Raw genomic sequence first — 16,997 nt, forward strand, 5'->3', positions numbered from 1 at the left:
TCGCGACAGCCTGAAACACCCAGAAAGCAGAACTATGTCTGACATCCGTATCGAGACCGGCAACGATCTGCTGGAGATCGTGCTCGAGCAGCACGGCGACCACCCGCTGAGCGTTCGGCGGTGGGGACCGCGTGGCGCGGCCCCCGACCTGCCGGCCGGCCAGAGTGCCGTCGAAATCCTCACCGTGGATGCCGGACGGGCCCCGTCGACGCCGCGGGTGACCGGCGGCGTGGTGAGCCAGAACCTGCGCTACGTCAGCCACAGCGCCAGCACCGTCGACGGCTGGGCGGTGTTGGAGGTGCTGCTGCGTGAGAGCGACGGCGGACTCGAAGCGGTGCTCAGCATCGCCACGCCACCGGCCGCCTGTGCCGCGCGTGCCACCGTCACCGTCACCAACCGCTCCACCGAGCGGGTGCGGATCGTGCAGGCCGTCACCAGCCTGGCCCTGCAGGTGGGGCTCGGCGCCGCAGCGGCCGCGAGCCCCGACGACCTCGATCTCGCTTCGGCCACCTCCGACTGGATCGGCGAGTCCCGCTGGACCACCCGCCGGCTGCGCGGCGAACTCGTCGACCTCGCCCTGGCCGCCCACGGCGACGCCCCGGCCAGGGGTTCCCGCGCCTTCTCCTCCACAGGCTCCTGGTCCACCGGCCGGGCCCTGCCCAGCGGCGCCCTGGTCGAGGCCCACGCCGACGCCCCGGCCGCGTTCGCCTGGCAGGTGGAGAGCAACGGCGGATGGCGTTGGGAGGTCGGCGAGAACACCGCCGGCACTTACCTCGCCCTCGCCGGCCCGACGGATGCCGACAGCCAGTGGGTCGCCCGCCTCGCCCCCGGCGACTCCTTCACCACGGTGCCGGCCACGCTCGGTACCGGGGCCGGGATTGAGGGTGCGTTCGCCGCGCTCACCGACTTCCGTCGGGCGGCCCGACGCGCGCATCCCGACAACGAACGGCTGTCGGTGGTCTTCAACGACTACATGAACACGCTGATGGGCGACCCCACCACCGCCAAGCTGCTGCCGCTGATCGATGCCGCCGCAGAGGCCGGCGCCGAGTACTTCTGCATCGATGCCGGCTGGTACGACGACTCCGGCGACTGGTGGGACAGCGTGGGGGACTGGGAACCGTCGACCGTGCGGTTCCCGAACGGCCTCGGCGAGGTGATCGACCGCATCCGCGACAAAGACATGGTGCCCGGCCTCTGGCTCGAACCCGAGGTGGTCGGCGTGGCCAGCCCCGCCGCCCTGCGGCTACCGGCCGAGGCGTTCTTCAGCCGGCACGGTGAACGCGTCGTGGAACACGGCCGTTTTCACCTCGACCTGCGCCACCCGGCCGCCATCAGCCACCTCGACGCCGTCGTCGACAGGTTGGTAACCGAGTTCGGCATCGGCTACTTCAAACTCGACTACAACATCAACCCCGGTGCGGGCACCGACCTTGACGCGATCAGCCCCGGCGCCGGCCTGCTGCAGCACAACCGGGCGCACCTGGCCTGGCTGCGGGGCGTGCTCGAGCGGCACCCCGGCCTGGTGTTGGAGAACTGCGCCTCCGGCGCGATGCGCATGGACTTCGCCATGCTCGCCACGCTGCAACTGCAGTCCACCAGCGACCAGCAGGACCCGCAGGCCTACGCGCCGATCGCCGCGGCCGCACCCCTGATGATGCTGCCGGAGCAGGCCGCCAACTGGGCCTACCCGCAGCCGGAGATGTCCGACGAGGAGCTTGCCTTCACGCTGTGCACCGGCCTGCTCGGCCGGTTCTACCTGTCCGGGCACCTGGACACCATGACCATGCCGCAGCAGGTGCTGGTGGCCGAGGCCGTGGCCGCGCACAAGCGGATGCGCCAGGATCTCGCTGTCGGGCACGCCTCCTGGCCGCTCGGCGTCGACCAGTGGACCGCGCCCTGGGTGGCGCTGGCCATCGGCACGCCGGACGACCGCTACCTCACCCTGTGGAAGCGTGCCGGCGCCGACGAGTCGGTGCGGGTGCCCTTGCCCGACCTGGCGGGCCGTGACCTGGTGATCGACACCGTTTTCCCCCGCCGGCTGGAACCGTGGCAGTACGACTGGAACCCGGCGACGGGTCTGCTCACCGTCACCGCCGCTGCCGAGTCCGCCGCCCGCACCCTGCGCATCTCCACCCGCGCGATCGTCGAGCAGGTCAGCATCGACGCCGGCGTGAGCACCGGCGCCGTGCACGGCGGAGCGACCGGCATGCTCTACGGCCTCGCCGACGAGGGCGTGCCCTCCGCCGCCCTGATCGCCGGCGTACGGCCGCGCACCATGGCGCAGAAGGCGCCGCACGGCCGGCAGCACCCCGGCGGCGACGCGCTCGCCCTGGCCGACGGCTACTTCGCCGCCGGCGGCTCGGAGATGGTCGTCTACATGCAGGACGTGCTCGCGGAGTGGCCGTACGAAGAGGTCGGCATCGACGCCTTCTGCGAGCTCGCCCGCACCATGGTGACCGAGGTCGCGGCAGGGTCGGATGCGCACAAGTTCGTCTGGGTGCCCTTCAACGAGGGCGACTGGATCTGGTACGCCGACTGGTCCGCGGCGGGCCGCGACCGGTTCCTGGCCGACTGGGCCACGATGTTCCGCACCATCCGCGCCGTCGACCCGACCGCCCGCATCGTGGGGCCGAACGAATCGCACTACTACCCCGAGCGGGTGCGCGACTTCTTCACGTTCTGCGTGGCCAACGACGTGCTGCCCGACATCTGCAGCTGGCACGAACTGCAGCCATCCTCACTCGAGGTCTATCCGGCCCACTACCGGCACTACCGCGAGCTGGAGAAGGAGCTCGGCTTCGGCCCGCTGCCGGTCAACATCGACGAATACGGCAACCGCCGCGACATGTCGAACCCCGCGCAGCTGGTGCAGTGGATCGACCTGTTCGAAACCAGCAAGGTCGACGCCGATCTGGCTTACTGGACCATGGCGGGCAACCTCGACGATCACGCCGTGAACACCGGCCAGGCCAACGGCGGCTGGTGGCTGCTGCACTGGTACGCGGGCCTCACCGGGCACACCCTGCCGGTGGTCGTGCCGCACCCCGACGTTCGGGACTCGCTGCGTGCGCTGGCGGCCTGGGATGAGTCCGCGTCGTCCCTGACGGTGCTGCTCGGCGGCACCGCCGCCGACGTCGCGGTGAACCTCACCAACCTCACCCTGGCCGGCCCTGTGCGGGTGCGGGTCAGCACGGTGACCTGGTCGGGTTACGAGGGCGATGTCAGCACGCCCACCCTGCTCAGCGACGAAGCCGCCACGGTGCGTAACGGCACCCTGACCGTGCCGGTTCCGGGCTCAGACCCGCACGCCGCCTACCTCGTCGTCGTCACCCCCGACGGTGGTGGCGCCGCCGGCACGCCCAGCCCGTGGTGCGTGCACGTCGACACCGACGAGGCCACCACCAACGCGCTCGGCCGGGTGCGCCACGGCGACGACCCGCAGCACTACACCGGATCGGGTCGTCTGGCCGTGCTGCTGGCGAGCACAGCGGATGCCGGCAACCACATCACCTTCCCGGTGACCGTGCCCGCCGACGGCGACTACCTGCTCGGCATCACCTACGGCACAGAGACCGCACCGGCCACGATCGATCTCACCGTCGACGACGGTGACCCGATGGCTGTGCGGCTGTCGGCCACGTTGTCGACGACCTACGCCGGCCGGCACGACCGCCCGGTCGCGCTGACGGCCGGCGAGCACTCCATCACCGTGACCGGCGGCGCCGGTGCGGTGGTGGCGATCGATCGCCTCACCCTCAGCCGCATCGACGAGCGACCGCGCCGCTTCGACGCCGTGTTCGCCTGGCGGAGCGGCGGCATCGTCGACCACGTCGCCGCCGTGCACGGGCCGGGCACGGTGGTCCTCTCCGCCGGCGACGAACTCACCTTCTTCGTCGGCGTGCCCGCCGCGGGGCGCTATGCGCTCACGGTGTCGGCCGCTGCGGCCGCCGTCGAGGGCGGTCCGGTCTCGGTGCTGGTGAACGGCGTCGACGTGGGCGGCAACGGCGCCGGGGTCTACCTGACCGCGGGTGTCTCCACCGTCACGGTGCGCCCGATCGGGGGCACGGTGCGGGTGCACAGCCTGAGCGTCGCCGCGGTGAGCGCCCCGGCAGCCGCGCTGTGCGTCTCGGCCGAAGAGTTCACGCTCACCGGAGCCGTGCTGCTCGACACCGCAGAGGGCGTCGCCTACCTCGACGGCTTCGCCGAGACCGACGGCGTGGCCACGGGCGCCGCCGTCGTCGACCTGCCCGCACTCACCCCCGGCAGCTATATGCTCACGCTGGAATACAGCAATGCGGACAGGGCCACCGGCCACATGTACAACGCCGACGTGATCAACCGACGGCTCTCGGTGCGGCGCGGTGCGGATGCGCCAACGGTGGTGACGCTGCGGCACAACTATCACTGGTCGAACCACCAACCCCTCACGGTGCCGTTCCAGGTCACCAGCTCCACCGGGCCGCTGCGGCTCGAGGCCGCCGACGGCCCCGGCCCCCGGGTCACGGCCCTGCGTCTTGACCCACTCACGGCGCGGGCGGTGGACCAATGAACGAACCGCCCACCGACTCGTCGGCGGAGGAGCAAACGCAGTATCGTCGCACCATGAGCCGCACGTTCGCCAAGCCCGCCAGCATCAACGATGTGGCGACGGCAGCCGGTGTTTCGGTGCCCACGGTGTCGCGGGTGCTCACCGGCGCCGCCAAGGTGAGCGCCGTGCGGCGGAAGCGCGTGCTCGACGCCATCGAGGAGCTCGGCTACCGGCCGAACGGCGCCGCGCGGGCCCTGGTCAGCGGCAAGCAGACCACCATCGCGGTGATGACCTCAGACACCACGATCTACGGATACTCCTCGACGATCCAGGGCATCGAACTGGCCGCGCGCGCGGCCGGGTACTTCGTGATCATCTCGCTGGTCGACGGCGACGGCCCCGACGAGATCGAACGGGCGGTGTCCCTTGTGCTCAGCCAGCCCCTCGCCGGGGTTGTGGTGCTCAAGTTCGACCCGGCCGGCGTGAAGGCCGTCGGGGCGCTTCCGCGCGACGTGCCGGTGGTGGCGGTGTCCGGCGAACTCGACGACCAGGTCTCCCAAGCCGTGCTCGACGAGCTGGCCGGCGGCGAAGAGATCACAAGGTTCTTGCTCGGGCTCGGCCACCACACAGTGCACCACGTCACGGTGCCGCCCTCGCGCGCCGAAGACGGCCGCACCACAGGGTGGCGGAACGCCCTGGCGGCCGCGGGTGCCCCGGTGCCCGCCATCATCGCAGCCACCTGGGACGCGGATTCTGGCGTGGCGATCGGCCACGACCTCGCCGACCGTCACGACGTGACCGCCGTGTTCTGCGGCAACGACGAGATCGCGATGGGCGTGATCTCCGGCCTGGCCGAGGCCGGGCGGTCCGTGCCTGAAGACGTGAGTGTGGTCGGCTTCGACGACCACCCGCTCTCGCACATCTGGCGGCCAGGCATCACCACGGTCTCGCAGGACTTCGTCGACCTCGGCCGCCGGGCGTTCAGCCTGCTGCTGCAGCAGATCACCGGTGACGAGCAGCCGGTGCTCTCCACCGAGGGTCCCACCCTCGTGGTGCGCGCCAGCGCCGCCCCGCCCGCGGCCCGCTGACCGGTCAGGCGGGGCCGCGCGGCGTCGCGGCGCAGCTACCGCGCGGCGGGTGCCGCCGGGCGCACCGAGGCGGCCAGCGCGGCGAGCACATCGGCCGGGGTCGCGGCCATCTCGATCGATGCGCGGAACGACGGCTTCATCAGACTGCGACTCAGCTGGGCGAGCACCTTGAGATGCTCGGTGCCTGCGGCGGCCTCGGGCACCGCGATCATGAAGATCAGGTGCGCGGGGGCCTCGTCGAGTGAGTTCCAGTCGACGCCGGCCCGGCTGCGCGCGAACGCGAGCACGGGGGAGGTGGCGCCGTCGGACTTCGCGTGCGGGATTGCGATGCCCTCGCCGATGCCTGTGGTGCTGATGAGCTCCCGGTCCATCGCTGCCCGCACCACGGCGTCGATGTCGAGCACCCGACCGGTGGTCTGCATGAGCCCGGCCAGACGACGGATGACGGTGTCCCGGTCGGTGTCGTCGATGTCGAGCACGATGGTGCGTTCGTCGATGTAGTCGAGCACCGTCTTGGGCGCAGGCGCCGAACCGGCGGCAGCCGCGACCGGCGCGGCTGCCGGGGCCGCGGCGGGCGCAGGCACCGGGGAACCGTCGGCCGGAGCACCAGGCACGAGGGCGGCGGTGGCCGCCTGGCCCTCGGCGGCCGGAGCCGCCTCGGCGACGCCGGCAGCAGCATCCGCCGCCGGAGCCTTGCGCACCGACAGGCCGATCAGCAGCACGGAGACCAGCGCGGTCACGGCGACGCCCGAGAGGATCGCCACGAAGTACATCGGCACCCCGCTGACGGCGCCGAACACGGCCACGATCGGGCCACCGTGCGGCACGGCGTTGGTGACGCCGGCGATCGCGGCGATCGCGCCGGCGACGGCACCGCCGAGCACGTTGGCCGGGATGACCTGCAGCGGTCGGGCAGCGGCCAGCGGGATGGCGCCCTCGGTGATGCCGAAGAAGCCCATGAACAACGCGGCGATGCCGGCCTCGCGTTCCACCGGGGTGAAGAACCGGCGACGGATGAGCGTGGCCAGGCCCATGCCCAGCGGCGGCACGGCGATGGCCGCTGCGACCATGCCCATCGGGCCGGGGTTGCCCGAGGTGATCAGGGCGGAGCCGAACAGGAACGCTGTCTTGTTGATCGGGCCGCCCATGTCGAACGCGACCATGGCGCCGAGGATCAGGCCGAGCACGACGACGCTGCCGCCGTCGAGGCCGGCGAGGAAATCGGTCATCGAGGAGAAGACCCAGGCGATCGGCTGGCCGAGGGCGAGCACGAACAGGCCGCCGACGACCAGGGTGGTGATCACGGGGATGACCAGGATCGGCATGATCGGCTTGATGAAGCGGTGCACGGGAATCTTCTTGATGCCCAGCGCCACGAAGCCCACCATGAAGCCTGTGACGATGCCGCCGATGAAGCCGGCACCCGATTCGGAGTTGTAGAACGAGCCGGTGGTGGCGATCCAGCCGCAGATCATGCCCGGTGCCAGCCCGGGGCGGTCGGCGATCGCGTAGGCGATGAAGCCGGACAGGATCGGCACCATCAGGGTGAAGCCGAGCGCACCGATCTGGTTGATGGTGAACCAGAAGCTGTCCTCGGGAATGACCAGCCCCTGCGGGGTGGCCTCGCCGCCGATCGACAGCGAGATCGCGATGAGCAGTCCGCCGACGACGACGAACGGGATCATGTAGGACACGCCGTTCATCAGTGCCCGGTAGATGAACCCGCCGATGTCGCGCTTGCCGGCGCTCGCCGGGGCATCCGTGCGCGCGGCGGTGGTGCCGGTGGGGGAGGCGGCCAGGGCTTCGGCGATCAGCGCGGCCGGGCGGTGGATGCCGTCGGCCACGCGGGTGGCGACGATGCGTTTGCCGCCGAACCTGGAAAGGTCGATCTGGGTGTCTGCGGCGATGACGACGGCGTCGGCGCGGTCGATGTCGGCCTGGCTGAAGGTGCCCTCGACACCGACGGACCCGTGCGTTTCGACGCGGATCTCGTAGCCGAGTTCGGTGGCTGCGGCGTCGAGCTTCTCGGCAGCCATGTAGGTGTGGGCGATGCCAGTGGGGCAGGCCGTGATCGCCAGGATCAGCACCGTGGGCGGCGCCATAGTGGTGTCGAGCGGGGTTTCGGGCATGGTGCGGTGTCCTTCCAGGACGGAGCCGGCGGCCGGTGGCCCGTCGGCCATGGAGCGCGTGCTCACCCGATGAGAGATGCAGCAGCCTGCCCAGCGTACCTTTTGGCCCCCGGCGGCTCGAGAGTCTTTGGGCCCTGCCCGGGCACCTCCGGCGGCAGAGCGAAGCTGCGGCGGGCGACGTGCGGGCACCAACCGACGCACGTCGAAACCGGGCACGATCACGGGGCGGGGGTACCGCCAGACGGAATGAGAGCGCATACTTGGCGGCATGGTTCCCCGCGCCGCCACGAGCTACCGCACGCTCGCCTCGATCAGCAGGATCACTCTGCTCCTGCACCTGCAGCGCCGCGGAACCATGACCGTGGGCGACCTCGCCGAGGCGGCAGGGTTGCACACCAATACCGCCAGGGAGCACCTGCAGCGTCTGGTGGACGACGGGTTCATCACCTGCCAGCCGGAGACCCGCGAGACCAAGGGCCGCCCCCGCATGCTCTACAGCGCGGCGGCCGGCCACACCGAACCCGGCTCGGTGCGGGCCGAGAAGGCCGCGGCCGCAGAGCGCCGCGGCGACCTTGTGCGCAAGCTCCTGCCCCTCGTGGCTGCCGAATCGACACCGCGGCAACGCCAGATCGACGCCCTCGACGACCACCTCGACGCGAGCGGATTCGACTCTGACCACGACCCGGACGGCACCCACGTGCACCTGCACGACTGCCCATACAGCGAGATGGTGAAGCAGCACCCCGAGGTGTGCACTGTGCACTTCGGCCTGATCAAGACCCTGCTCGAACAGACGGATGGCCCGCTCCGCGCCGAGCAGATGCATCCGTTGGCCGGCCCGGACACCTGCACTCTCGACCTGCTGGTGCGCGTTCTGGAGCCGGCGCTCGACGCGGCCGACGAGGCCCCCGCAGTGATTTACGCGCCCAGCGATTATTAACGGTGTTTCGCGGTTGTAGCGATTTTCCGGACTCGGGAGACTTGCGCACAGGGCATCGCTGACCATGGCGACGCCGGCAGCGCTAGGAGTCCGATGTGAAATCGCTCAAGAATTCCATCTTCGCGAGGCCGGGCGCCGCCCGGGGCACCGGGGTGCCGGCCAAGGCCGGCAGCGACGGTCCCCTCACCGACTCGATCCTCAACCTCGGCCGGTTCCTCCGCCGTGGTGAAACCTCGCCCGACCTGCGCTCGCTGTTCCTGGAGGGCGGCCGCGACGCCGACTCGTTCTACCGCGACCGCTGGACCCACGACAAAGAAGTTCGCTCCACCCACGGGGTGAACTGCACGGGCTCCTGCTCCTGGAAGGTGTACGTCAAAGACGGCATCATCACCTGGGAGACCCAGCAGACCGACTACCCCTCCGTGGGCCCGGACTCGCCCGAGTACGAACCCCGCGGCTGCCCCCGCGGCGCCGCGTTCAGCTGGTACACCTACTCGCCCAACCGGGTGCGCTACCCCTACGTGCGCGGTGTGCTGCTCGAGCTGTACCGCGCGGCCAAGGCCCGCACCAATGACCCGGTGCTCGCCTGGGCCGAGGTGACCGGCAACCCCGAGAGCGCCAAGGCGTACAAGAGCGCCCGCGGTCAGGGTGGCCTGGTGCGCGCCAGCTGGGACGAGGCCGCCGAGATCGTGGCCGCCGCCCAGGTGCACACCATCAAGGAATACGGGCCGGACCGCATCGCCGGTTTCTCGCCGATTCCCGCCATGTCGATCGTCTCGCACGGGGTGGGCAACCGGTTCATCACCATGCTCGGCGGCACCATGCTCTCGTTCTACGACTGGTACGCCGACCTGCCCGTCGCCAGCCCGCAGGTCTTCGGCGACCAGACGGATGTGCCGGAGTCCGCCGACTGGTGGAACTCCAGCTACCTGATCATGTGGGGCTCGAACGTTCCCGTCACCCGCACCCCCGACGCGCACTTCATGGTCGAGGCCCGCTACCGCGGTCAGAAGGTCATCACGGTCTCGCCCGACTACGCCGACAACTCCAAGTTCGCCGACGAATGGCTGGCCGTGCACCCCGGCACCGACGGCGCCCTCGCCCTGGCGATGGGGCACGTCGTGCTCACCGAATTCCTCGTCGACCGGCGCACCCCGCAGTTCGTGGACTACATGAAGAAGTTCAGCGACTCCGCCTACCTGATCACCCTCACTCCGCGCGGCGACGCCTACGTGCCCGGCAAGTTCCTCACCGCGGATGCCCTGCCCGACACCGCGTCCACGGTGGCCAGCGCCACCTTCAAGCCGGTGCTGCTCGACCAGAACGGCGTTGCCGTCGTGCCCAACGGCTCACTCGGCCACCGGTTCAGCGAAACCGACGCCGGCAAGTGGAACCTCGACCTCGAGGGCGTCGACCCGCTGCTCTCCATCGCGGATGCCCCCGACCACGACGGCCGGAGCGCCGCCATCGACATGCCCCGCTTCGACGTCTCCGCCCTCACCGGCGAAGAGGGCGAGGAACACACCGGCGGCGCCGGCGTCATCCGTCGCGGTGTGCCCGTGCGCACGGTGGCCGGCCAGCTGGTCACCACCGTCTTCGACCTGCTGCTGGCCCAGTACGGGGTCAGCCGGGCCGACCTCAACCTGCCCGGCGTCTGGCCCACCGGCTACGACGACGCCTCGTCGCCGGGCACCCCCGCCTGGCAGGAGGAGATCACCTCGGTGCCCGCCTCGGCCGCGGCCCGGATCGGCCGGGAATTCGCGCAGAACGCTGAGGACTCCGGCGGCCGCTCGATGATCCTGATGGGTGCTGGCACCAACCACTGGTTCCACTCCGACACCATCTACCGCGCGTTCCTCGCGCTGACCACCATGACCGGCTGCCAGGGCGTGAACGGCGGCGGCTGGGCGCACTACGTGGGCCAGGAGAAGGTGCGCCCGATCACCGGGCAGGCGCAGTACGCGTTCGCGCTGGACTGGGTGCGGCCGCCCCGCGCCATGATCGGCACCGCGTTCTGGTACCTCGCCACCGACCAGTGGCGCTACGACGGTCTCAGTGCCGACACCCTGGCCAGCCCGCTGGCCACCGGCACCTTCACCGGCCGCACCACGGCCGACTGCCTGGTCGAATCGGCCAAGCGCGGCTGGATGCCCAGCTACCCCACCTTCAACCGCAACTCGCTCGACATCGTCGACGACGCCGACAAGGCCGGGGTCGCGCCGGCGCAGTACGTGGTCGATTCACTCAAGGACGGCAGCCTGGCCTACGCCTGCGAAGACCCGGATGCGCCGGAGAACTTCCCCCGGGTGCTCGTGGTCTGGCGGGCCAACATCCTCGGCTCCTCGGGCAAGGGCAACGAGTACTTCCTCAAGCACCTGCTCGGCGCCCAGAGCGCCGTGCGCGCGCCGGAGTCGCCGGAGGAGAAGCGCCCGCAGACCATGACCTGGCACGAGTCCGCCCCCGAGGGCAAGCTCGACCTGATGGTCACGAGCGACTTCCGCATGACCTCCACCACCATCTACAGCGACGTGGTGCTGCCGCCGGCCACCTGGTACGAGAAGCACGACCTGTCGACCACCGACATGCACCCGTTCATCCACTCGTTCAACCCGGCGATCGACCCGCCGTTCCAGTCCAAGACCGATTTCGACATCTTCCACCTGCTGGCCAAGAAGGTCTCCGAGTTCTCCGAGACCCACCTCGGTGTGCGCCGCGACCTGGTCGCCACCCCGTTGATGCACGACACCCCCGACGCCATGGCCACCCCGCACGGCATCGTGGTCAAGGACCCCGACCTGATCCCCGGCATCACCATGCCGCGGCTGGTGGTGGTGGAACGTGACTACCCGGCCTTCGCCGCGCAGCTAGGCTCCCTCGGGCCGCTCACGGCCAAGCTCGGCATGACCATCAAGGGCGTCAAGTACGACCCCGATCAGGAGATCGAGTACCTCGGCACCAAGAACGGCCTGGTCGAATCCGGGCCGACGGCCGGGCGGCCGAAGCTCGCCACCGACATCCACGCCTGTGAGATGGTGCTCGCGTTCTCCGGCACCACCAACGGCCGGCTCGGCACCCAGGGTTTCCGCCAGCTCGAGGAGCGCACCGGGCAGAAGCTCGCGCACCTGGCCAGCGACAACGAGGGCCGCCGGTTCACCTTCAAGGATGTGCAGGGCGCCCCGGTGCCGGTGCTCACCTCGCCGGAATGGTCGGGCAGTGAGCACGGCGGCCGCCGCTACAGCGCCTTCACCATCAACGTCGAACATCTCAAACCGTGGCACACCCTCACCGGGCGGCAACACTTCTACCTCGACCACGACTGGATGATCGAGCTCGGCGAACAGCTGCCGATCTACCGGCCGCCGCTGGACATGCACCGACTCTTCGACGACTCCGTGGTCGGGTCGACGAAGGCCACCGGGGCGCAGGGCTCCAAGGGCCGTGCCGAGGTGGCCGTGCGCTACCTCACCCCGCACTCCAAGTGGTCGATCCACTCCGAGTACCAGGACAACCTGCTGATGCTCTCGCTCTCCCGCGGCGGGCCCACCATCTGGATGTCCCCGCAGGACGCCGACAAGATCGGTGTGCGCGACAACGAGTGGATCGAGTCCTACAACCGCAACGGCGTGGTCGTGGCCCGGGCGATCGTCTCGCACCGGATGCCCGAGGGCACCGTGTACATGTACCACGCGAAGGACCGCACCATCAATGTGCCCGTCGCGGAGACCAGCGGACTGCGCGGCGGCACGAACAACTCGCTCACCCGTATCCTGCTCAAACCCAGCCACCTGATCGGTGGCTATGCCCAACTGTCATTCGCTTTCAACTACCTCGGCCCGACCGGGAACCAACGCGACGAGGTCACCGTGATCCGTCGACGCAGCCAGGAGGTTGAGTACTAAATGCGCGTTATGGCTCAAATGTCGATGATCATGAATCTCGACAAATGCATCGGCTGTCACACCTGTTCCGTGACCTGCAAGCAGGTCTGGACCAACCGCACCGGCGTCGAGTACGCCTGGTTCAACAACGTGGAGACCAAGCCCGGCGTGGGCTACCCGCGCCAGTACGAAGACCAGGAGAAGTGGAAGGGCGGCTGGGTGCGCACCAAGCGCGGCCGGCTGAAGCTGCGCGCCGGCGGTCGGCTGAGCAAGCTGCTGCACATCTTCGACAACCCCGACCTGCCCGTGATCGACGACTACTACGAGCCGTGGACCTACGACTACGACATGCTCACCACCGCTCCGGCCGGCACTCAGAGCCCGGTCGCGCGGCCGAAGTCGCTCTTGACCGGCAAGAACATGGACATCAAGTGGTCGGGCAACTGGGACGACAACCTCGGCGGCTCGCAGGAGACCGCCGCTGACGACCCCATCCTCGCCACCATGAGCGAGCACGTGAAGATGGAGTTCGAGAACACCTTCATGTTCTACCTGCCGCGCATCTGCGAGCACTGCCTCAACCCCGCCTGCGTCGCGGCGTGCCCCTCCGGCGCCATGTACAAGCGCGAGGAAGACGGCATCGTGCTCGTGGACGAGGACGGCTGCCGCGGCTGGCGCATGTGCGTCTCCGCCTGCCCGTACAAGAAGGTGTACTTCAATCACAAGACCGGCAAGGCCGAGAAGTGCACGCTCTGCTACCCGTTGATCGAACAGGGCAAGCCCACCATCTGCTCGGAGACCTGCGTGGGGCGGCTGCGCTACCTCGGCCTGATGCTCTACGACGCCGACGCCGTGCTCGCTGCAGCGTCGATCGAGAACGACCAGGAGCTGCTGGATGCCCAGCGCGGGGTCTTCCTCGACCCGTTCGACCCCGAGGTCATCGCCGCGGCCAAGGCCGAGGGCATGGAAGACGACTGGATCCTCGCCGCGCAGAACAGCCCGATCTACAAGCTCATCGCCGAGTACAAGATCGCGCTGCCCCTGCACCCCGAGTACCGCACCATGCCGATGGTCTGGTACATCCCGCCGCTGTCCCCGGTCGTCGACGTGGTCTCCACCACGCAGGCCGACAGTGAGGATGCCCGCACCCTGTTCGCCGCGATCGACCGGCTGCGCATCCCGGTGGAGTACCTGGCCGGGCTGTTCTCGGCCGGCGACGTGCGGCCCGTGGAGGCGTCGCTGAAGAAGCTCGCCGCCATGCGTTCGTACATGCGCGACATCAACCTCGGCAAGCCGGCCGACGAACGAATCGCAAACGCCGTGGGCATGACGGGCGAGAAGATGCAGGCCATGTACCGGCTGCTCGCCATCGCCAAGTACGAGGACCGCTACGTGATTCCCAAGGCTCACGTCGAGACCGCGCGCGAACTCGACGAGCTGGCTTGCTCGCTCGAGACCGACGGCGGACCCGGCATGGGCGGGCCCGGCCAGAACGCCGGACCGTTCGGCCAGGAGCCCGGCATGCCGCTGGCCGGCACCGTGTCGAACTACAACGAGATGACCGGCAAGGGCGGCGAGAAGACCAAGCCCACCACCCCTGGCCGGGTCAACCTGCTCAACTGGACCGGCGGAAACGTGCCGCCGGGCATGTTCCCGCCCAAGAAGAGCCCGGGGGCGCCGGCATGAGAATGCCCAAGCTCCCGCCCCGGCGGGTCACCGCGCTCACCCTCGACGACGGTGACCGCCGCATCGCGCACATGGCGGCATCCCTGCTGCTGGACTACCCCGACGTGGAGCGTCGGGCCAAGTTCGCCGTTGTCGCCGCGTCGGTGCAGGCGCTGCCTGATGCGTTGCGCGCGGCGTTCGGCGCGTTCCTCGACGCCGCCGGCCAGCAGAGCCAGCAGCAGCTCGAGGTGCACTTCACGGCCACCTTCGACCTCAAGCGCAAGTGCTGCCCGTACCTGAGCTACTACGCCGCCGGCGACACCCGCCGCCGTGGCATGGCGCTGGTGCGCTTCGTCGAGGCCTACCGGGCCGCCGGCTGGGAGGTCGACGCCGACGAGTTGCCCGACTACCTGCCGATGGTGCTCGAGTTCTCGGCGCTGAGTGACTCCCGGATCGCCGGGGAGCTGCTCTCCTCGCACCGCGAGGGCATCGAGGTGCTCCGCGCCGCGCTGGAAAAGGTCAACAGCCCCTACATGCATCTCGTCGAGGCGGTCTGCCTGTCGCTGCCGCCGATCGACGAGGAGACCCGCCAGCGGTATCTCGACCTCGTCAACGAGGGGCCGCCCACCGAGACCGTGGGCATGACCTACCTCGGCAATCTCAAACCGTTCTCCGCGCATGGCGCGTCCAGTGAGGAAGTACGCCGATGACCCCCCTCGATTACCTGTTGTGGGTGGCGTTCCCCTACATCGCCGCCGCCACCTTCGTGGTCGGTCACATCCTGCGGTACCGGTTCGACCAGTTCGGCTGGACGAGTCGCTCCAGCCAGACCTACGAGAACCGGCTGCTGCGCTGGGGCTCGCCGATGTTCCACTACGGCATGCTGATGGTGATCGGCGGCCACGTGGTGGGCCTGTTCATCCCCAAGCCGTGGCTGGAATTCTTCGGTGTCACCGAGCACATCTACCACCTCGGGGCCACCTGGATGGGCAGTGTCGCGGCCGTGCTCACCATCGCCGGGCTGGTCATCCTGATCATCCGCCGCCGCCTGGTCACCCGGGTGCACCTGGCCACCACGGTGATGGACAAGGTGATGTACATCTTCCTCGGCGGCACCATCCTGTTCGGCACCGTCGCCACCGTGCTGCACCAGGTGCTCGGCGCCGGCTACGACTACCGCGGCTCGATCTCGCCGTGGATCCGCAGTCTCTGGGGCTTCCAGCCCGACCCGTCGTTGATGAGCGACGTGCCGTTCTTCTTCCAGCTGCACGTGCTCACCGCCACCGCGCTGTTCCTGCTCTGGCCGTTCACCCGGCTGGTGCACGTGTTCTCCGCGCCGATCGGCTACATCTGGCGCCCCTACGTGATCTACCGCTCCCGCGATACCCACAAGGGCTCCGGCGCCCGCAAGCCCAAGCGCGGCTGGGAAAAGGCGGAGCTGCCCAACGTGCGGGTCTCCCCGCGCGCGGACGAGCCCGCCCGCCCCTCCCGCTCCCGCACCAACATCCGCCGCTAACGCCCCGCAGCCCCCTCCGGCCAAGCCCACGCAACCCGCCCGCGAAGGGACCCCTCCCGTCGGCCAAGCTCGTCGAGACCCTCGAAAGGCGCCTGCGATCGGTTCCCGCCTCGTTGGTCGAGCTTGTCGAGACCCGGTGAGGTGCGTCGCGAACGCGCCCCGTCTCGCGGGATCTCGACAGGCTTGATCAGCGAATGGTGGCGCCCCTGCGTCGGCCAAGCTTGTCGAGACCCTCGAAAGGCGCCTGGGGAGGGTTCCCGCCTCGTTGGTCGAGCTTGTCGAGACCTGGTGAGGTGCGTCGCGAACGCGCACCGTCTCGCGGGATCTCGACAGGCTCGATCAGCGGATGGTGGCGCCCCTGCGTCGGCCAAGCTCGTCGAGACCTCGAAAGGCGCCTGCGAAGGTTCCCACCTCGTCGGTCGAGCTCGTTAAGACCCGGTGCGGTGCGTCGCGAACGCGCCTCATCTCGCGGGATCTCGACAGGCTCGATCAGCGAATGGCGGCGACCCTGCGTCGGCCAACGTTGTCGAGACCTCGAAAAGCGCCTGCGATCGGTTCCCGCCTCGTCGGTCGAGCTTGTCGAGACCCGGTGAGGTGCCTGCGAGATTCCGCACCTCGTTGATCGAGCTTGTCGAGACCGGCGAACTCGGGGGACCGCGGCGGGCCCGGCCGAGGGATGGGGCTCAGGTGCGTCGCGGCTGGTGGTGGCTGGGCATGTCGATCAGGGACTGGCCGGGGTCGATGGTGGCGGGTGGCCTGAGCCAGTACCGGCCGTTGGTTTCGAAGATCTGCCAGTGCTGGTTGTGTAGCAGTAGGTGGTGGGCGTGGCAGAGCAGGATGCCCTGGTTGATGTCGGTTCGGCCGTGATCTCGTTGCCAGTGTTCGATGTGGTGGGCTTCGGTGAAGGCGGGTGGTCGGTCGCAGCCGGGCCATCGGCAGCCGCCGTCGCGGGCGGCGAGGGCTCGGCGTTGGGCCCGGCTGAAGAGGCGTTGTTCGCGGCCGACGTTGAGGGGCCGGTCGAACTCGTCGACTCGGATCTCGACGGTTCCGGTGTCGCAGATGAGGCGTTCGATGGTTTCGGGGGAGACCGGGGCGGTGTTGCCCTCGAGGTAGCCGTGGCCGGTCTGGCCGCTCGGGCAGATCAGAATGTCGTCTGCGGCTGACCCGGCTGACCCGGCTGATCCGGCTGATCCGGCTGATCCGGCTGATCCGGCTGATCCGGCTGATCCGGCTGATCCGGCTGATCCGGC

Annotated in this window: 8 protein-coding genes and 1 pseudogene; 7 read left to right on the forward strand and 2 right to left on the reverse strand. The window is 69.5% G+C overall.

Features of this window, described 5'->3' with window-relative positions; all coding sequences use genetic code 11:
• Window positions 1–34 precede the first annotated feature (34 nt).
• Complete coding sequence (locus ACEN2M_RS16925) at window positions 35–4,552, forward strand: alpha-galactosidase (RefSeq protein ID WP_441649312.1); 4,518 nt, start codon at window positions 35–37, stop codon at window positions 4,550–4,552.
• A 53-nt stretch (window positions 4,553–4,605) separates the two neighbouring features.
• The gene (locus ACEN2M_RS16930; protein ID WP_441649313.1) at window positions 4,606–5,619 is read left to right on the forward strand and encodes a LacI family DNA-binding transcriptional regulator; all 1,014 of its coding nucleotides are present in this window, start codon (window positions 4,606–4,608) and stop codon (window positions 5,617–5,619) included.
• A 35-nt stretch (window positions 5,620–5,654) separates the two neighbouring features.
• On the opposite strand, the gene ACEN2M_RS16935 is transcribed toward ACEN2M_RS16930, so the two are convergent.
• Window positions 5,655–7,748: a fructose-specific PTS transporter subunit EIIC gene (locus ACEN2M_RS16935; protein ID WP_441649314.1), complete on the reverse strand. Its 2,094-nt coding sequence runs from the start codon at window positions 7,746–7,748 to the stop codon at window positions 5,655–5,657.
• A 268-nt stretch (window positions 7,749–8,016) separates the two neighbouring features.
• On the opposite strand from ACEN2M_RS16935, the gene ACEN2M_RS16940 reads away from it, so the two are divergent.
• The 5 genes from ACEN2M_RS16940 to narI all read left to right on the forward strand — a co-directional run bounded on the left by ACEN2M_RS16940 (window position 8,017) and on the right by narI (window position 15,747).
• The gene (locus tag ACEN2M_RS16940) at window positions 8,017–8,688 is read left to right on the forward strand and encodes a helix-turn-helix transcriptional regulator (RefSeq protein WP_441649315.1); all 672 of its coding nucleotides are present in this window, start codon (window positions 8,017–8,019) and stop codon (window positions 8,686–8,688) included.
• A 152-nt stretch (window positions 8,689–8,840) separates the two neighbouring features.
• Window positions 8,841–12,587, forward strand: coding sequence for a nitrate reductase subunit alpha (locus ACEN2M_RS16945; RefSeq protein WP_441649319.1), 3,747 nt, complete (start codon window positions 8,841–8,843; stop codon window positions 12,585–12,587).
• Window positions 12,588–14,252 carry a nitrate reductase subunit beta gene (narH, locus tag ACEN2M_RS16950; protein ID WP_441649316.1) on the forward strand — a complete coding sequence of 555 codons (1,665 nt, stop codon included), beginning with the start codon at window positions 12,588–12,590 and terminating at the stop codon, window positions 14,250–14,252. It begins immediately after the preceding gene.
• Window positions 14,249–14,941 (forward strand): nitrate reductase molybdenum cofactor assembly chaperone, encoded by a 693-nt coding sequence (gene narJ, locus ACEN2M_RS16955; protein WP_441649317.1) that lies wholly within the window; start codon window positions 14,249–14,251, stop codon window positions 14,939–14,941. The genes narH and narJ overlap by 4 nt, the downstream gene beginning before the upstream one ends.
• Window positions 14,938–15,747: a respiratory nitrate reductase subunit gamma gene (narI, locus tag ACEN2M_RS16960; RefSeq protein ID WP_441649318.1), complete on the forward strand. Its 810-nt coding sequence runs from the start codon at window positions 14,938–14,940 to the stop codon at window positions 15,745–15,747. Before narJ ends, narI begins: the two co-directional genes overlap by 4 nt.
• A gap of 683 nt (window positions 15,748–16,430) precedes the next feature.
• Here narI and ACEN2M_RS16965 read toward each other — a convergent pair.
• Window positions 16,431–16,997: pseudogene (locus ACEN2M_RS16965) on the reverse strand (hypothetical protein); the annotation flags it as partial.

It is taken from the genome of Cryobacterium sp. W22_MBD10_FK3 (assembly GCF_052113745.1).
GTDB lineage: Bacteria > Actinomycetota > Actinomycetes > Actinomycetales > Microbacteriaceae > Cryobacterium.

What these genes read in the sequence shown, in the direction of transcription:
- narJ (WP_441649317.1), top strand. Translation starts at nt 14,249, where the DNA reads ATGAGAATGCCCAAGCTCCCGCCCCGGCGGGTCACCGCGCTCACCCTC.
- ACEN2M_RS16930 (WP_441649313.1), top strand. Translation starts at nt 4,606, where the DNA reads ATGAGCCGCACGTTCGCCAAGCCCGCCAGCATCAACGATGTGGCGACG.
- ACEN2M_RS16925 (WP_441649312.1), top strand. Translation starts at nt 35, where the DNA reads ATGTCTGACATCCGTATCGAGACCGGCAACGATCTGCTGGAGATCGTG.
- ACEN2M_RS16935 (WP_441649314.1), bottom strand. Translation starts at nt 7,748, where the DNA reads ATGCCCGAAACCCCGCTCGACACCACTATGGCGCCGCCCACGGTGCTG.
- ACEN2M_RS16940 (WP_441649315.1), top strand. Translation starts at nt 8,017, where the DNA reads ATGGTTCCCCGCGCCGCCACGAGCTACCGCACGCTCGCCTCGATCAGC.
- narI (WP_441649318.1), top strand. Translation starts at nt 14,938, where the DNA reads ATGACCCCCCTCGATTACCTGTTGTGGGTGGCGTTCCCCTACATCGCC.
- narH (WP_441649316.1), top strand. Translation starts at nt 12,588, where the DNA reads ATGCGCGTTATGGCTCAAATGTCGATGATCATGAATCTCGACAAATGC.